This window comes from Brucella tritici (assembly GCF_008932295.1).
In the GTDB taxonomy this organism is placed as follows: Bacteria; Pseudomonadota; Alphaproteobacteria; order Rhizobiales; family Rhizobiaceae; genus Brucella; species Brucella tritici.
Window position 1 is genome coordinate 122,768 of record NZ_WBWA01000001.1, and the last position, 16,700, is coordinate 139,467.

The following is a 16,700-nucleotide window of genomic DNA, read 5'->3' on the forward strand; positions in this document are numbered from 1 at the left end:
GCAGACACAACCGTCGGCGGGGGCCAAATTGAAAAACTGGATCACTCAAGCCCTCAGGCTTCGTCAACATTTGCTTCAATCACCGAGCGCGTTCTTCATCAGGGACGAGCGTGGTAACTTTGCAATGATAACGGCGTTATTGCTGGTGCCTCTGCTTCTGGCTGGCATGGTTGCGGTTGACACAGCCAATCTCATGCGCGTGCGCAACAATGTGCAGGCCTCGCTTGATGCTGCGGCACTTGCTGTGGGCAAAAGGTTTTCCACTGGTGCCCCACAATCTGACATGCAAGTCTATGGAGCACAGATATTTAACGCAAATCTCACAGCGTTGAGCGTCAACGCCGTTCAGTTTCAGGTCAGTTTTCCAGAAAGCAGGGAAACAGAGCAGCAAGTACAAGCAACCGCCGGCTTCAGATACAAATCCCTGTTTGGCATAGTCGCTTCCCGCCTTACAGGAGATAACTGGGATCAATACCAATATACGCTTAACTCTTCTGTCAGACTTAAGAACACGATTGAAGTTGCATTGGTCCTCGATAACTCCGGTTCAATGGATTACTACGGAAGCGGCTCGAACAAAAAGCGCATGGATTTGCTCAAGGATGCAGCCAAGCAGCTGGTAGAAACCATGGCCGCGCAATCCTCCATCATTACGCGCGTTCAAAAACCCGTACAGTTTTCGCTTGTTCCGTTCGCTGGCTCAGTAAATGTCGGTCCGCAATATCTGAATGCGCCATGGATGGATACAGCAGGGCTGAATAAAGTCAGCTTCGAAAACTTCAATCTGCCCGCCACAATCGACAACACACGCAAGATCGTTGAGGACCCGGTGGGAAGTAAACGCTTCTACAAATCCGGTTCCGGCTGGGGGCTAGATGACGGAAAGCCTTTCTCTCGTACAGTTCTTTACAATGATATTGTCACGAAAGATGCGACATCTTGGCTGAAATGGACGGGATGTGTTGAAGCTCGCAGTGGCAAATACGCACTCGATGTTTCTGCCCCCGTCATAACCAATCCGGCCACCATGTTTGTGCCAATGTTTGCGCCAGCCGAATATTATATTAGCGGCAAGGATCGAGGATTGAACTACTGGTGGCAAGAAAATCTGACCGGTAGTGACTATGCAAAACTACAGCGAGACATCACCAAGTATTATCTTAAAGGAAAAACGGGCCGTCTCGATGAGAACGGTGGCCCGAACTATAGCTGCACGACCTCTCCTCTGACGCTGCTTACCGACGTTTCCAAGGATGAGGGCAAAACTGCGATTCTGAATGCCATTAATGCCATGAAAGCGAATGGAGGCACGAACGTGCCTGAGGGGTTAGCGTGGGGATGGCGAACAGTTGCTCATGCAGCTCCCTTTACCGAGGGCCGGTCGGAAAGCGAGCGTGGAAACGATAAAGTCGTGATTGTTCTGACCGACGGCGCAAACACTTACTACACTTATAAATCTCTACTTGGGAACAACGGCTCGGATCGGGCTGGCAATCAGTCTTATTATTCAGCCTACGGATATACACGTGAAGTTCCTGCCGAATATGAACGTACGCGCCTATTTCAGGAGACGAGCGTGGGTGTGTCGCAGGACAACACGGTCTATGGCAAAGCTATGAATGCGAAATTCGATACTCTTTGCAACAACGCAAAAGCTGCAAATGTCATCATCATGACCGTGGCGCTTGATCTCAGCGCCAGCAAAACCGATGAGAAAGCCCAGATCGATCTGCTCAAATCCTGCTCTTCGAACTCGCGCGTTCGCATGGAAGGCGGCAAGCCTGCAAAACTTTTCTGGAACTCTACCGGTGGAAATCTTGCAGAAACCTTCCGGCAGATAGGCGACGAATTGTCAAACTTGCGTCTCGTCGATTGATATTGCCAACGACATCACCATATGCCGGGTTGGACAGAGCCACCTCTTCGCCGTTCCGCGTTAAGGATGGTGCAAATTAACCATCATTTGTCTGTCAAATTTCTCAGGCAATCTTGACAAGATAAGGTCCGGCTTCTATCTCAGAGCCACGTTAGCACTCTCAGATGATGAGTGCTAACAAGCGCGGATCGGCTCGATCCGTTAACAGGGTTCAACGTCTATAACACCAAGGGTTATACCATGGCTGATATCAAGTTCCGCCCGCTTCATGACCGCGTCGTCGTTCGTCGCGTTGAATCGGAAGCCAAGACCGCTGGCGGCATCATCATCCCTGACACCGCCAAGGAAAAGCCGCAGGAAGGCGAAATCGTCGCTGTTGGCGCAGGCGCCCGTGACGAAGCTGGCAAGCTGATCGCTCTGGAAGTCAAGGCTGGCGACAAGGTTCTGTTCGGCAAGTGGTCGGGCACCGAAGTCAAGATCGGCGGCGAAGACCTGCTGATCATGAAGGAATCCGACATTCTGGGTATCGTTGGCTGATTAGCCGGAAGCGTTTCGCTTTTATCCTAGAAATCCAATTCACCATAATCTGACCGGGATATTCCCAGGAGAGTAAAATGGCTGCAAAAGACGTAAAATTCGGCCGCACTGCGCGCGAAAAGATGCTGCGCGGCGTCGATATCCTCGCTGACGCTGTTAAGGTAACGCTCGGCCCCAAGGGTCGTAACGTTGTCATCGACAAGTCTTTCGGCGCACCGCGCATCACCAAGGACGGCGTATCGGTCGCCAAGGAAATCGAACTGGAAGACAAGTTCGAAAACATGGGCGCACAGATGCTGCGCGAAGTGGCTTCAAAGACCAACGACACTGCCGGTGACGGCACGACGACCGCTACCGTTCTCGGTCAGGCAATCGTTCAGGAAGGTGCAAAGGCTGTTGCCGCCGGCATGAACCCGATGGACCTGAAGCGCGGTATCGACCTCGCAGTAACCGAAGTTGTTGCTGAACTTCTCGGCAAGGCCAAGAAGATCAACACGTCGGAAGAAGTTGCTCAGGTCGGCACGATCTCTGCCAACGGCGAAGCCGAAATCGGCAAGATGATCGCTGACGCGATGCAGAAGGTCGGCAATGAAGGCGTGATCACGGTTGAAGAAGCCAAGACCGCTGAAACCGAACTCGAAGTCGTTGAAGGCATGCAGTTCGACCGCGGTTATCTGTCCCCTTACTTCGTCACCAACCCGGAAAAGATGGTTGCTGACCTGGAAGACGCTTACATCCTCCTGCACGAAAAGAAGCTCTCGAACCTTCAGGCCCTCCTGCCGGTTCTGGAAGCTGTCGTTCAGACCTCCAAGCCGCTCGTCATTATCGCTGAAGACGTCGAAGGCGAAGCTCTTGCAACGCTCGTCGTCAACAAGCTGCGTGGCGGCCTGAAGATTGCTGCTGTCAAGGCTCCTGGTTTCGGCGATCGCCGCAAGGCCATGCTGGAAGACATCGCGATCCTCACCGGCGGTCAGGTTATCTCCGAAGACCTCGGCATCAAGCTCGAAACCGTTACGCTCGACATGCTCGGCCGTGCAAAGAAGGTTTCGATCTCGAAGGAAAACACCACGATCGTTGACGGTGCAGGCCAGAAGGCTGAAATCGACGCTCGCGTTTCGCAGATCAAGCAGCAGATCGAAGAAACCTCTTCGGACTATGATCGTGAAAAGCTTCAGGAACGTCTTGCCAAGCTCGCTGGTGGCGTTGCCGTGATCCGCGTCGGCGGTGCAACGGAAGTTGAAGTGAAGGAAAAGAAGGACCGCGTTGACGACGCCCTGAACGCAACCCGCGCTGCGGTTGAAGAAGGCATCGTTGCTGGTGGCGGCACCGCCCTCCTCCGCGCTTCGGCCAAGATCTCTGCCAAGGGCATCAACGCCGATCAGGAAGCTGGCATCAACATCGTTCGTCGCGCTCTGCAGGCTCCGGCTCGCCAGATCACGACCAATGCCGGTGAAGAAGCTTCGGTTATTGTTGGCAAGATCCTTGAAAATGCCTCTGAAACCTATGGCTACAACACTGCCAATGGCGAATTCGGCGACCTGATCAAGGCTGGCGTTGTCGATCCGGTCAAGGTTGTCCGCACCGCTCTGCAGAACGCAGCATCGGTTGCTGGCCTCCTAATCACGACAGAAGCCATGATCGCCGAACTGCCTAAGAAGGATGCAGCTCCGGCTGGCATGCCTGGCGGCATGGGCGGCATGGGCGGCATGGACTTCTAAAAAGTCCACAAAGCTTACTTTGATGAAAATGCGAGAAAGGCGGCCTTGGGCCGCCTTTCTTTTTCTGCTGCGTAACCATTTGTGATTTATGAAAAATTTACTCTGCTCGCGCTTTGCGGCAGTAAAGTCTTTATTTTAGAAACTTCTGATTGACTCATAACCGCCAATCATGATCAATCCCGAATGACATAGAGATGGACTTCCTGTTTGCCCCCGCACTTTGGAAGTCCTGTCTCAGGCAACAGGAAAGGCAGGCTTCGGCCTGTCTTTCCACTTGCACCGTTTGAAGATCGGCCCTTATTCCGCGGCGTGGATATTTGTCTTGGCTGATGCCGAGGCATCGTAACGAGCGCGAGCCATCATCACCTTTGCTTCATTGGCTATGGCCCACTCACCCAGCGCTCGCACAGGGCGCAAAAGATCGCACCCCAATTCAGTCAATTCATATTCGACCTTTGGCGGGATTGTCGGGAAGAGCGTGCGCTTGACGAAACCATCCCGTTCCAGATTACGTAACGTCGTCGTCAGCATTTTTTGCGAAATCCCATCCACTGTTCGGCGCAATTCGTTAAACCGCATTGGACCATTGCCAAGATAACTCACCACAAACACCGTCCATTTATCGCCAACGCGAGACAAAATCTCTGTTACGGTCCTGCATGCACTGGTTTCCTTGAAGTCACCGGGTTTCATAAAAGTGCCTCCTTGCGCCGCCTGTCAGTCACTTATATAGCGTCGGTTTCCAATGGTTACCACTCTAATAAAGGTGCTATCTATGTCTAAGCTCAAAGTCGCAGTCATCGTCGGCAGCACGCGCGAACAACGTTTTGCCCCAGTTCCCGCCCAGTGGATTGCAAAGCTCGCTGCCGAACGACCCGAACTGGACGTGGAAATCCTCGATGTTGCCGACTATCCGATGGGCTTCTATGGCGACACGTCCACTACGACTGCACAAGCAGAAACTGCCGACAAATGGAAAACCAAGCTGCGCGAGTTCGACGCCTACATTCTGACCGCAGCTGAATACAACCACGCTCCTACTGCCGTTCTGAAGAATGCCATCGACTACGGTGACTGGATTCAGAAGCCAATGGGGTTTGTCGGTTATGGCGGCGTCGGTGGCGCTCGCGCTGTCGAACAACTGCGGATGATTGCCGTCGAAATGTCTTCTATGTCAGTCAAAACCGGCGTTCATATCCTTTTCCCTGATTATCTCGCTGTCGTCAAAAACGAGAATAAGCTGGACGATTTCCCGCATCTTGGGGAAGCCGCCAAGAATATGCTGGATCAGTTGATCTGGTGGGGCAAGGCTCTTAAGTCTGCACGTTCAGCATAAACAAGACGGCAGGCCGGAACGTTGGGGTTCCGGCTTGCCGCTGGCATTGTATGCCCTATGATTATCTGCAGTCACAATGGAATGGATGATCATATGCGCAAAGAACTTCCCATCACCACAGCTCCGAAAGACGGCCGTAAGATAACAGTCGTCTGGACCGATGAAGATGACCAGCGCAATGAGTCAATTGCACAGTATCGAACGCTAGCCCAATTGCAGGCCGGCGGCGGTCAATGGGATGAGACAGATACAGGCTGGTGGACATTCACCGATAGCAAGACCCAGCGCAAAATCGAACCGACCGCCTGGATTTCCGAAACGGACGACAGTGACGATGAGGATGACGCTTGACCGTGCAGGTCCGGTCAATAAAATTTGACTTTTACCGTCATATTTTATCAAGTGATAGCGATATAAAAATTTCACGAAGAAACATTAGCCCGCCAAGGACTTAGCGGTGCTATATTTGCTTTGAATGGCTCGGTTTCGAGTCCAAGCTACCCGGAGACCTGAAATGACCGCTTTGCGTACCGAGACAGATACGTTCGGACCGATTGATGTTCCTGCAGACCGTTACTGGGGCGCACAAACGCAACGCTCATTGCAAAACTTCAAGATCGGTGGAGAGCGCATGCCACTACCGTTGGTTCATGCATTGGGTGTCGTCAAGCGCGCGGCAGCGGAAACCAATATTGCGCTCGGCAAACTCGATCCAGTTCTCGGTCAGGTCATTGCTGTAGCGGCTTCAGAAGTCATCGAGGGCAAGCTCGATGACCATTTTCCACTGGTCGTCTGGCAGACCGGTTCGGGAACGCAATCGAACATGAATGCCAACGAGGTCATCTCAAACCGGGCTATCGAACTTCTTGGCGGTGAAAAGGGGTCCAAGAAGCCGGTCCACCCCAATGACCACGTGAATATGAGCCAGTCGTCCAATGATAGCTTCCCGACGGCGATCCATATCGCCACGGCGGTTGAAGCAGTCAATCGGCTTTATCCGGCGCTTGAACATCTGACCAAGGCGCTCCAGGCCAAGGAAGAGGCTTTTAAAGATATCATCAAGATCGGCCGTACCCATACGCAGGACGCGACGCCGGTCACACTCGGACAGGAATTTTCCGGTTATCGCGCCGCATTGGAATATGCGCGTCATCGCGTTGAGCAATCACTCGCAGACGTCTTTTTGCTTGCGCAAGGCGGAACCGCCGTCGGCACAGGCCTGAACGCACCAATCGGCTTTGATACAGGCTTCGCCGAAGCTGTGAGCGAAATTACCGGACTGACTTTCAAGACTGCACCCAACAAATTTGAGGCTCTTGCCAGCCATGGCGCCATTCTCAACTTCCACGGCAGCCTGAACGCCTTGGCGGCAGACCTGTTCAAGATAGCCAACGACATCCGTTTCCTTGGTTCAGGTCCGCGCTCCGGCTTGGGTGAACTTTCATTGCCGGAAAATGAACCAGGGTCTTCCATCATGCCGGGCAAGGTCAATCCGACTCAGGCCGAAGCTCTGACGATGGTGGCAACACAGGTATTCGGCAATCAGACAACAGTTACGGTTGCCGCAAGCCAAGGCCATTTTGAGCTCAATGTGTTCAAACCGGTGATCGCATATAATGTCCTGCAATCAATCCGCATTCTTAGCGACGCCATGGTGTCATTTGCTGATCATTGTATAGACGGAATCGAACCGAACCTGAACCGTATCAAGGAACTGCTGGACCGCTCGCTGATGCTTGTGACCGCATTGGCCCCGGCCATCGGTTATGACAATGCAGCCAAGATCGCCAAGACTGCTCACAAGAATGGAACGACCTTGCGCGAAGAGGCACTGGCGAGCGGATTGGTGTCGGAAGAAGACTATGAGCGGCTGGTGCGCGCGGAGAGAATGATTGCGCCAGAATGAATTGTATTCATACTGTAAACGAACTGTCGAGGATTAGACGGCTTTCCTTGACAGTCCGCAATCGTTAATTGATGCCCCAGTTCAACAGGAGATAGCCCCGCATGTCCTCTATCACTCCGCAGTCCAATGGCGTTGTAACGCTCATCGCCCGCATCTTTCTTTCGATTCTCTTCATCCTTGCCGGCTATGGCAAACTGACCGCCATCTCGGGCACCGCAGGTTACTTCGCTGGCCTCGGCCTTCCGGTTCCAACCGCTACGGCTGTCATTGTCGGCCTGGTGGAATTTGTCGGCGGCCTCGCAATTCTTGTTGGCTTTCAGACGCGCATCGCAGCAGCCATCGTTGGTCTGTTCACCATCGGCGCGACGCTTGTTGCTCATATGGACACTCGCAAGGCATGAATGCCCTGATGGCACAGAAAAACATCGCAATTGCCGGTGGCCTGTTCATCCTTGCCCTGCATGGCGCAGGTTCGCTTTCGATTGACGCCAAGCGCGGCTGATCAAGTACAGTCAAGAGAATGAAAAAACCGCGCCATTCGGATGGCGCGGTTTTTATTTCCACTTCCTACCGCTAATGGCTACAAAGGAGGATGCTCCTCGAATTGCGGTAAGTCATCCAGAATGTCATACCATGGAGCTTTCGAGCCAACGAAAATATGGGCCGACGGCTTCAGGCTTGGCTCCTCAGCCAACACACCATAATTGACGTGAACATATTCCCCATCGCGCACAATAGAATATAGAAAGGAACCGCAAGCAGCACAGCGCACGTCGTGATCGGTCTCGTTGCCGACAAACATGAGCAACGCTCTGTCGTTCGCCTCTTCCAATGCGTTGGTTCTTATTCCGCCAAAAGCCTTGAATGCGCTGCCAGTGGCACGACGACATAGTGAGCAATGGCAATTCAGAGCATATTCGAATTCATCTGGTACGGTGAAACGGACGGTTTCACAAGCACAACGACCAATCAATCTCCGCACACCGTTCATCTGGACTGTTCCGAGTGCCAATTGTGAAATCGTAACATAAAAGACAAAGTCGAAGTTATCTACCCGTCCAACCCTTTACGAATACGGGTCGCAACTTCCGTAACTCGTGCATTCTCTTGGCTACGGCGCGCCGAAACAAGGCAAGCCTGCGAGCGCAGAATAACGCCATCTTCCAAAACCTTGAGACGGTTGGCTCGCAGTGTTGAACCGGTCGATGTGATATCAACGATCATGTCCGCAGAACCAGCCGCCGGAGCGCCTTCAGTAGCACCCAGGCTTTCAACGATGCGGTAGACCTGAATGCCATGCTTTTGCGAAAAAAACTGCTGTGTCAGTCGCCAATATTTGGTGGCGATGCGCAGACGACGACCATGGCGCTGGCGGAAATCCGCCGCTACATCATCCAGATCGGCCATGCTGGTCACATCACGCCAGACTTCAGGCACTGCCACGATCACGTCGGCATGACCAAATCCCAATTCGGCTTCTATAGCCACGCGTTCTTCCGAATGCGCCAATGTTTCGCGAACAAGATCTTCGCCTGTAACGCCCAGATCAACGCTGCCATATCCCAACTCGCGAGCAATTTCGGAAGCTGAAAGGAACAGAATATCCAGATCAGGTTCGCCCTCGACACGCGCTCGGTAATTACGCGAGTCGTCTGGCAGAACCACTTTGTAGCCCGCCTTTTCGAGCACTGCGAGCGTCTGTTCCTTCAACCGTCCCTTGGACGGCAATGCGAGGGTGACACTCATTTTTTCTCTCCCGCCAGGGCCTGAAGCCGGTCCAGCCAGATGGAAAAGCCAACGCCGGGAATGTTTTCGGAAGCGCCAAGCATGGTCAGAAGGCGATCATAGCGGCCACCGCCTGCCAGAACAGCATCCTTCTCCACGCCTGCGGCACGAATCTCATAGACGAGGCCCGTGTAATAATCGAGCGGGCGTCCGAAGGAGGCGTCGTAGAGAATATCTTTCGTGGCAATCCCCGCATTCGCAACAGCTTCACTACGCGCTTCAAACTTCTGTAATACCGCAGCAAGATCAAGGGCGTGTTCCGATGCGAACGCCCGCAAGGTAACGGCTGCGGAATCAAGCGATACACGCATTTCGAGAAACTGCTTCAGGAGATCGAGCGCAGATGCCGGGAAGCGCGTGGCCGCCAAATCTTCCTTTTCGATCAACCGCCGTGCAATCTCTGCGGGCGAGCGTCCAGAGCTAGGCGAAATGCCAGCTTCGAGCATTTCCGCTTCCAGCATGCGCGCAAGCCCGGTTTCGTCGCCTTCTGCGACCAGAACGGCAAGGGTTTCCGGCAATGGATCACGCCGCTGTGCGCCAGTCAGCTCGGCTAGTACCTGCTCCATCGAATTCGCATCGCCGAAAGAACGCAAAAGCTTCTTGCGCCAGCCTTGTGGCAGGCCCAGCGCTTTCAGCATGCCAGCAAAAACCGACTGATCGCCCAAAACGATATCGAGCTCTGCTTCAGGAGCCGCCGCACGAACACAGGAAAGCGCATCAGCAATCGAGCGCGCATCCGATGCGGCTTCGTCTGAAGCGCCCAAGTCTTCGATACCCGCTTGAAGGAATTCAGCCGCTCCGTCACGACGCTGACGGAACACTTCGCCCAGATAAGCATAGCGCTTCGGCGTGGCCGCATTCAGAGCGATGTGGTTGCGGCAGACGGGAATTGTAAATTCCGGTCGCAAGCATAAACTATCGCCATTCTCGTTTTCGGTCAGAAAAATACGGCGGCGCAAATCCTCACCCGCCATATCCAGAAATGGATCGGCTGGCTGGATCAGCGGAATTTCGACAAGTTCGGCTTCGCGCGCATCAAGCGTTGCACGAAGAGAATTGAGAACACCAGACGCGCTCGATCCAGCCATGATTTCCGTCACTTCGACTGTTCTGCGCGATCTTGCGCCTGACTGGCAAGGATTTCACGAACTGCGTCGATGAGGCCATCGTCCTTGGCCGTGATCTGCGCCGGACGGCTTTCACGCCAGGTTACATTGTCCTCGATCTCCGCAGAAAGACGCTTGCCCTCGACCAGATCCTTGATCTGCACTTCACCGGCCTCACGCTCCTGCGAACCCTGAATGATGACGCACGGCGCCTCACGACGATCAGCATATTTCATCTGCGCCTTCATGCCAGATCCGCCAACGTACATTTCAGCGCGAATGCCAGCCTGACGCAGATCGGAGACCATTTTCTGATAGCGCCCAAGGCTTTCCGTATCCTTGTCCATGACCAGAACCACTACCGGCCCGACGACATCGGAAACATCCAGTTTGCCGAGGTTCTTCAAAGCCGTCATCAGACGCGAAACACCAATGGAGAAGCCTGTCGCTGGAACTGGTTCACCCCGGAAGCGTGACACGAGACCATCATAACGGCCACCGCCACCCACCGAACCGAACACGACCTTCTGGCCGTCCTCGTTGGTCACATCGAACAGAAGTTCTGCCTCGAAAACCGGACCGGTGTAATATTCAAGACCGCGCACGACAGATGGATCGATCTTCACACGACCATCATAGTCGCCCGCAGAGAACAGCGCCTGCATGTCGGCGAGTTCGGTCACACCTTCTTCGCCCTTGGCGTTGCCTGCGACGACGGCACGGAGATTGGCAATCGTGTCGGTGCCCGTCGAACCACCGGCGGCGGTGAAAGCCAGCACCTTTTCAATCGCGGCATCGGTCAGCTCTGCACCCTTGGTGAAATCGCCACTTTCGTCGAGGCGACCTTTACCGAGCAGAAGGCGAACGCCTTCCGGACCAAATTTGTCGAGCTTGTCGATGGCGCGCAGCACATTCAGGCGTTTTGCATCATTACTCTCGCCTGCAAGGCCGATGGCTTCCAGCACGCCGTCGAGAACCTTGCGGTTATTGACGCGGATCGCATAATCGCCACGACGGATACCAAGGCGCTCCAGCGTGTCGGCCATCATCATGCACATTTCAGCATCAGCAGAGACATTCGGTGCACCGACCGTGTCAGCGTCGAATTGCATGAACTGACGGAAGCGGCCCGGTCCCGGCTTTTCATTGCGGAACACCCAACCATTACGATAGCTACGATAAGGCTTTGGCAGCGACTCGTAGTTTTCGGCAACAAAGCGTGCCAGCGGCGCAGTCAGATCGTAGCGCAGTGACAGCCATTGTTCATCGTCGTCCTGAAACGAGAACACGCCTTCGTTCGGGCGATCCTGATCCGGAAGAAACTTGCCAAGCGCGTCCGTATATTCCACGAGCGGAGTTTCCACCGGCTCGAAGCCATACAGGTCGTAAACTTCACGGATTGTCGCCATCATCTTTTCAGCGGCGCGCAAATCATCCGGCACCCGATCGACAAACCCGCGCGGCAACCGCGCCTTCATCTTGTCCGCTTTATCGGCCATTTTTCCTGCCTGATCGCTGATTTATACATACATGCCGATTGAAACCGGCATCAATTCTGTTGCCGGTTTCCTAACCGATCAAGTCCGTTGCGGCAAGTGCGGGAAGCGTGTTCAGCGTGTCGCAATGGCGACAGCCGCTCCTGCCATCATGCCAGCGCTGGTTCTATTGGCAATTCGCATCATGCGGGGACTGCGCAGAAACCGTCGTGCCTGTGCTGCGAGCACGACCCATGCGGTATCGACTGCAGCGAGAACCGCAAACATGACCAGCAGCAATTCGGCCCAGCCAACCAGCGAAACATGGGTGATATCAACCACCGTCGGCAAGATGGCGAGGTAGAAAACCATGATCTTCGGATTGCCGAGTGTAATCGCCAGCGCACTGAGGAAGAGCTTCCCCGCTTCACCCTGACGCGGAATGGCATCTTCATCTGCGACTTCATTTACCGGTGCGATCCACATCTTCCACGAAAGATAGGCCAGATAGGCTACGCCGACATATTTGAGGATGAGAAACGCTGTGTGAAACGTATTTGCCAGCGCGGCCAGTCCCCAAACCGCTAGTGAAAGCCAGATGGCATCACCGAGCCACAGACCGAACATGAATGGAAAAACGCCCTTGTGGCCGCGGCTGATGACACGTGCCACCAACGCGCCGACATTCGGCCCCGGTGTACCCGCCGCCACGACCAGAATACCGGCAAATGCCAACAACGACACCAAGTCCATGATCGTCTCCCATACTCAAAGATGGACGTTTCTCGCAGAAATGATGCGGCTTAGCAATCGTTGCTCTAGCTCGGTCGTTTGAAACTCTGTCGCAATTTTTCAATGTGAGTCCGACAATGGCAACCCTCAATGTGGTCGTTCACCAGTCCCATGGCTTGCATGAAGGCATAAACGGTCGTCGGCCCAACGAATGACCAGCCCCGCTTCTTCAGATCTTTAGAGATGCGGATCGATGTCTCGGTCTTCGGGTTGGCGACAAGAGTTGGATAGTCCACCACGGCAGGGCGGTCTTTCGCCCCCGGCTCGAAAGACCAGAAATAGGCCGCAAGTGAACCCTTTTCTGCGACCAGTTCAATTGCGCGCTTGGCGTTATTAATCGTGGATTCAATCTTGCCGCGGTGACGCACAATTCCCTTGTCGGCCAGCAGGCGCTCCACATCCTCTTGATTGTACTGCGCAACACGATGGAAATCGAAGCCATCGAAAGCTGCACGAAAATTCTCGCGTTTGCGCAAAATCGTGAGCCATGACAGGCCTGATTGGAAACCTTCGAGGCAGATTTTCTCAAAAAGCCGGAAATCGTCAGAGACAGGAACACCCCATTCATTGTCATGATAGGCAAGGTAATCCGGTAACTCGCCCGGCCAGAAGCAACGTGCCATACCATCGGCGCCGACGATCAGACCGGTTTTTGCCTCAGCAACATCGCTCATTGTTCCGCCTCTCAGGTTTCATCCATAATTAATTATGTCGCGCAACCTGACACTAACCACAACTTTAATTGGAAGGGCCATCAGGCGAAACACGCGACCAAAATTTACCTTTACGATTCCATTCCAGCACACAATCCTTACACGAGCATGAGGGTCGCTCTCCTGACAGCCGATGTCAGGAGCTGCAACGGGCAACAGCGCCACAAAGATTTTCCGGCGCAAAGAGACGGATCTGGATAATGAAACCACGTCATCTTCTTTTAATCGGATCGCTTGCGGCGATTGCTGTTTCCATCGTCAGCACGGGTATGGCGTTTGCCAATGACCGCTATGCAACCCTGCCGCCGGTAAGTGTGAGTCCCGACCTCTCTGCCCCTTGGGTAGCTCAGTTGCATGGACAACCTGCCCGCATACAGGCCGTACCGCAGTCTTTACAGACAGCACCGCGTATTGCTGCCAGGCAGAAACAAAAAGTCAAACCGAACTATCGTCAGGTTTCGTATCAACGGCCGGCTGCAAATCCGGCAACCACGGTACGAAAGCACCAGATTGATCCCGCTTATCTGCCGCAGATGGTGTCCTATTCCGGCAACGAAAAAACGGGAACAATCGTCATCGATACAGGCAAGCGCTTCCTTTATCTCGTTCAACCTGGCGGCAAGGCGATGCGATATGGTGTTGGCGTCGGCAAGCAGGGATTCAGTTGGAAGGGGTCGCAGCGCATCAGCCGCAAGGCTGAATGGCCAACCTGGACGCCACCGAAGGAAATGATCGCACGCGAGCGCAAGAAGGGACGTATTCTGCCTGCACGTATGGAAGGCGGCGTCAACAATCCTCTCGGCGCACGCGCCCTTTATCTCGGTTCGACGCTTTATCGCATCCACGGAACCAATCAGCCATGGACCATTGGCAAGGCGATGTCGTCCGGCTGCATTCGCATGCGTAACGAAGACGTCACTGATCTTTATGAACGTGTTCCAGTTGGTGCAAAGGTCGTTGTCCGCTAACCAAACCATTTCCCATGCCATTTGCGACCGTCTTCTCCCGAAGGCGGTCGCATTGTTTTCACAAATCTGAAAAGATCAAAATTTCTGCACAGAAAGAATGATCGCAGACTTTGAAACTTGCTTGAAAGGGCTTTTCCTTTTGCCCCGAACACCCATATGCTGACCATGGCAAAGTCCAGAAAGATATGGAAAAAGCTGCCGGATGGCAGTTGTGCCGGAGAAGAAAACCGGCATGTAGGTCAATAGCATTTATGCGCATAAAGGGGGCCACCCCGCGCCGAATGCTTCGGAGGGAAAGGATAAATCATGACCGTACCGACAGTTAAACTGAACGACGGCAATCACATTCCGCAGCTCGGTTACGGTGTCTGGCAAGTGGGTAACGACGAAGCGGTCGCCGCTGTCAGCGAAGCGTTGAAAGCAGGATATCGCCATATCGATACCGCTGCCATTTATGGTAATGAAGAGGGCGTCGGTAAGGCGATCAAGAGTTCCGGTATCGAGCGTGGCGACATTTTCCTCACCACGAAATTGTGGAACAGCGAACAAGGCTATGAATCGACGCTGAAAGCATTTGACACCAGCCTGAAAAAGCTTGGCACGGACTATGTGGATCTTTATCTCATCCACTGGCCAATGCCATCAAAAGACCTTTTCATGGAAACATGGCGCGCGTTTCTCAAACTGAAAGAGGAAGGCCGTGCAAAATCCATTGGTGTATCCAACTTCCGTACAGCCGATCTCGAACGCATCATCAAGGAAAGCGGTGTTACGCCAGTTCTCAATCAGATTGAATTGCATCCACAATTCCAGCAGGACGAGTTGCGTCTGTTCCACAGCAAACACAACATCGCAACAGAAGCCTGGAGCCCGCTCGGTCAGGGTAAGATTCTGGAGGACGCCACGCTGAAAACCATCGCGGAGAAACACGGCAAGTCGGTCGCGCAGGTCATTCTGCGCTGGCACATCGAGACAGGTAATATCGTCATCCCGAAGTCTGTTACACCTGCCCGCATCAAGGAAAACTTCGATATTTTCGATTTCCATCTCAACGGAACCGATCACGATGCGATTACGAAACTAGACAAGGCCGATGGCCGGATAGGCCCGAACCCGAGTACATTCTCGGCTGGCTGAACAGACATCGAGGAAAAACCGGGCAAACGCCCGGTTTTTTTATGCTGCGATTTGTGACAACCCCTGCGGCTTCGGACCACCATAGGCCCAGTCGATCAGCTCCACCGTATGAACAATCGGCAGTTTGCTGCCGGTCGCGATCTGCGTCATGCAGCCGATATTGCCGGTTGCGATCAGAGCAGCGCCGGTTGCCTCGATATTCTTCACCTTGCGGTCGCGCAGCTTGGCGGCAATCTCCGGCTGCATGATGTTATAGGTGCCAGCCGATCCGCAGCAGAGGTGCCCTTCCAGCGGTTCCTTCACCGTAAAGCCCGCCTTGGAAAGCAGGTCTTTCGGCTGCCGCACGATTTTCTGCCCATGCTGCATCGAGCAGGCCGAATGATAGGCGACCGTCAGCGCCTGCGGCGCATCCGGTTCCGGCAGGTCGATGCCGACCAGATATTCCGTGATGTCTTTTGCCAGCGCCGAAACCCGCGCAGCCTTGTCCTGATAAGCCGGATCAAGCCGCAACATGTAACCATAATCTTTGATCGTCGTGCCGCAGCCAGACGCCGTGATGATGATCGCATCGAGACCGCCCGCCTCAATCTCGCGCGTCCAGACATCGACATTGTGCCGCGCCTGTTCAAGCGCCTGTTCTTCACGGCCCATATGGTGAACCAGCGAACCGCAGCAGCCTTCGCCCTTCGGCGTCACCACTTCGATGCCAAAGCGGTTCAAAAGCCGCAACGTGGCGGCGTTGATACCCGGATTGAGCACTGGCTGCGCACAGCCGTTGAGAATTGCCACGCGACCGCGCTTTTCGCCCTTGGCGGCGCTGACGGTTTCGATAGGGACTGCGGCTGGCAGGTTTTGCGGCGCGAGATCAAGCATGGCCGCCATGGGTTTCAGGGCGTCGCTCTTGCGCAACAGCGGAGCAAACGGCTTGCCCAGTTTCGCCAGCTTCAACGCGGCGCGGAACCGGCCCGGATAGGGCAGAATCTGCGCCAGCACACCGCGCAGAAAGCGGTTCATGAATGGGCGCTTGTAGGTCTTCTCGATATGCGCGCGGGCATGATCGACCAGATGCATGTAATTGACGCCCGAAGGACAGGTCGTCATGCAGGACAGGCACGACAGGCAGCGGTCGACATGGCGCACGACTTCTTCATCCGCCGGACGGCCGTTTTCCAGCATGTCCTTAATCAGGTAGATGCGTCCGCGGGGACTGTCGAGTTCGTTGCCGAGCGTCACATATGTCGGGCATGTGGCCGTGCAGAAGCCGCAATGCACGCATTTGCGCAGGATTTTTTCCGATTCCTGAACACCAGGATCGCGCAGCTGGTCGGGGCTGAAATGAGTTTGCATCGTG

Annotated in this window: 16 protein-coding genes and 1 pseudogene; 9 read left to right on the forward strand and 8 right to left on the reverse strand. The window is 54.2% G+C overall.

The window, feature by feature from the left end; genetic code table 11:
• Positions 1 to 28: 28 nt before the first annotated feature.
• The 3 genes from F9K91_RS00540 (at position 29) to groL (ending at position 4,131) form a co-directional block, all read left to right on the forward strand.
• The gene (locus tag F9K91_RS00540) at positions 29 to 1,876 is read left to right on the forward strand and encodes a TadE/TadG family type IV pilus assembly protein (protein ID WP_235912704.1); all 1,848 of its coding nucleotides are present in this window, start codon (positions 29 to 31) and stop codon (positions 1,874 to 1,876) included.
• 240 nt (positions 1,877 to 2,116) lie between these two features.
• Positions 2,117 to 2,413, forward strand: coding sequence for a co-chaperone GroES (gene groES, locus F9K91_RS00545; RefSeq protein ID WP_006472506.1), 297 nt, complete (start codon positions 2,117 to 2,119; stop codon positions 2,411 to 2,413).
• Between the two features lie 77 nt (positions 2,414 to 2,490).
• Positions 2,491 to 4,131: a chaperonin GroEL gene (gene groL / locus F9K91_RS00550; RefSeq protein ID WP_061346604.1), complete on the forward strand. Its 1,641-nt coding sequence runs from the start codon at positions 2,491 to 2,493 to the stop codon at positions 4,129 to 4,131.
• 297 nt (positions 4,132 to 4,428) lie between these two features.
• Here the strand turns inward: groL and F9K91_RS00555 are convergent, their stop codons facing one another.
• Complete coding sequence (locus F9K91_RS00555; protein ID WP_151555093.1) at positions 4,429 to 4,824, reverse strand: winged helix-turn-helix transcriptional regulator; 396 nt, start codon at positions 4,822 to 4,824, stop codon at positions 4,429 to 4,431.
• Between the two features lie 82 nt (positions 4,825 to 4,906).
• Between F9K91_RS00555 and F9K91_RS00560 the strand changes: the two genes are divergently transcribed.
• From F9K91_RS00560 to F9K91_RS00575, 4 genes and pseudogenes are all read left to right on the forward strand, one after another.
• Entirely contained in the window at positions 4,907 to 5,467 is a 561-nt protein-coding gene (locus tag F9K91_RS00560) for an NADPH-dependent FMN reductase (protein ID WP_151555092.1), read from the forward strand.
• 93 nt (positions 5,468 to 5,560) lie between these two features.
• On the forward strand, positions 5,561 to 5,818 hold the full coding sequence (locus F9K91_RS00565) for a hypothetical protein (RefSeq protein WP_061346866.1): 258 nt from the start codon (positions 5,561 to 5,563) through the stop codon (positions 5,816 to 5,818).
• A gap of 163 nt (positions 5,819 to 5,981) precedes the next feature.
• Entirely contained in the window at positions 5,982 to 7,373 is a 1,392-nt protein-coding gene (fumC, locus tag F9K91_RS00570; RefSeq protein WP_151676914.1) for a class II fumarate hydratase, read from the forward strand.
• Between the two features lie 101 nt (positions 7,374 to 7,474).
• Positions 7,475 to 7,875, forward strand: a pseudogene (locus F9K91_RS00575) (DoxX family protein).
• Positions 7,876 to 7,953: 78 nt separating this feature from the next.
• Here the strand turns inward: F9K91_RS00575 and F9K91_RS00580 are convergent.
• The 6 genes from F9K91_RS00580 to F9K91_RS00605 form a co-directional block, all read right to left on the reverse strand.
• Positions 7,954 to 8,364: a GFA family protein gene (locus tag F9K91_RS00580; RefSeq protein WP_151555089.1), complete on the reverse strand. Its 411-nt coding sequence runs from the start codon at positions 8,362 to 8,364 to the stop codon at positions 7,954 to 7,956.
• Between the two features lie 59 nt (positions 8,365 to 8,423).
• On the reverse strand, positions 8,424 to 9,119 hold the full coding sequence (gene hisG / locus F9K91_RS00585; RefSeq protein ID WP_151555088.1) for an ATP phosphoribosyltransferase: 696 nt from the start codon (positions 9,117 to 9,119) through the stop codon (positions 8,424 to 8,426).
• The gene (locus tag F9K91_RS00590; RefSeq protein ID WP_151555087.1) at positions 9,116 to 10,246 is read right to left on the reverse strand and encodes an ATP phosphoribosyltransferase regulatory subunit; all 1,131 of its coding nucleotides are present in this window, start codon (positions 10,244 to 10,246) and stop codon (positions 9,116 to 9,118) included. Before F9K91_RS00590 ends, hisG begins: the two co-directional genes overlap by 4 nt.
• Before the next feature lie 8 nt (positions 10,247 to 10,254).
• Positions 10,255 to 11,763: a histidine--tRNA ligase gene (gene hisS / locus F9K91_RS00595; RefSeq protein ID WP_151676915.1), complete on the reverse strand. Its 1,509-nt coding sequence runs from the start codon at positions 11,761 to 11,763 to the stop codon at positions 10,255 to 10,257.
• A 111-nt stretch (positions 11,764 to 11,874) separates the two neighbouring features.
• Positions 11,875 to 12,492 (reverse strand): LysE family translocator, encoded by a 618-nt coding sequence (locus tag F9K91_RS00600; RefSeq protein ID WP_151676916.1) that lies wholly within the window; start codon positions 12,490 to 12,492, stop codon positions 11,875 to 11,877.
• Positions 12,493 to 12,557: 65 nt separating this feature from the next.
• Positions 12,558 to 13,205, reverse strand: coding sequence for a DNA-3-methyladenine glycosylase I (locus tag F9K91_RS00605; protein ID WP_151676917.1), 648 nt, complete (start codon positions 13,203 to 13,205; stop codon positions 12,558 to 12,560).
• 239 nt (positions 13,206 to 13,444) lie between these two features.
• Between F9K91_RS00605 and F9K91_RS00610 the strand changes: the two genes are divergently transcribed.
• Entirely contained in the window at positions 13,445 to 14,212 is a 768-nt protein-coding gene (locus F9K91_RS00610) for a L,D-transpeptidase (RefSeq protein WP_151676918.1), read from the forward strand.
• 306 nt (positions 14,213 to 14,518) lie between these two features.
• The gene (locus F9K91_RS00620) at positions 14,519 to 15,349 is read left to right on the forward strand and encodes an aldo/keto reductase (RefSeq protein WP_151555082.1); all 831 of its coding nucleotides are present in this window, start codon (positions 14,519 to 14,521) and stop codon (positions 15,347 to 15,349) included.
• Between the two features lie 39 nt (positions 15,350 to 15,388).
• Here the strand turns inward: F9K91_RS00620 and glcF are convergent, their stop codons facing one another.
• Complete coding sequence (gene glcF / locus F9K91_RS00625; protein WP_151676919.1) at positions 15,389 to 16,696, reverse strand: glycolate oxidase subunit GlcF; 1,308 nt, start codon at positions 16,694 to 16,696, stop codon at positions 15,389 to 15,391.
• Between the last annotated feature and the right edge of the window lie 4 nt (positions 16,697 to 16,700).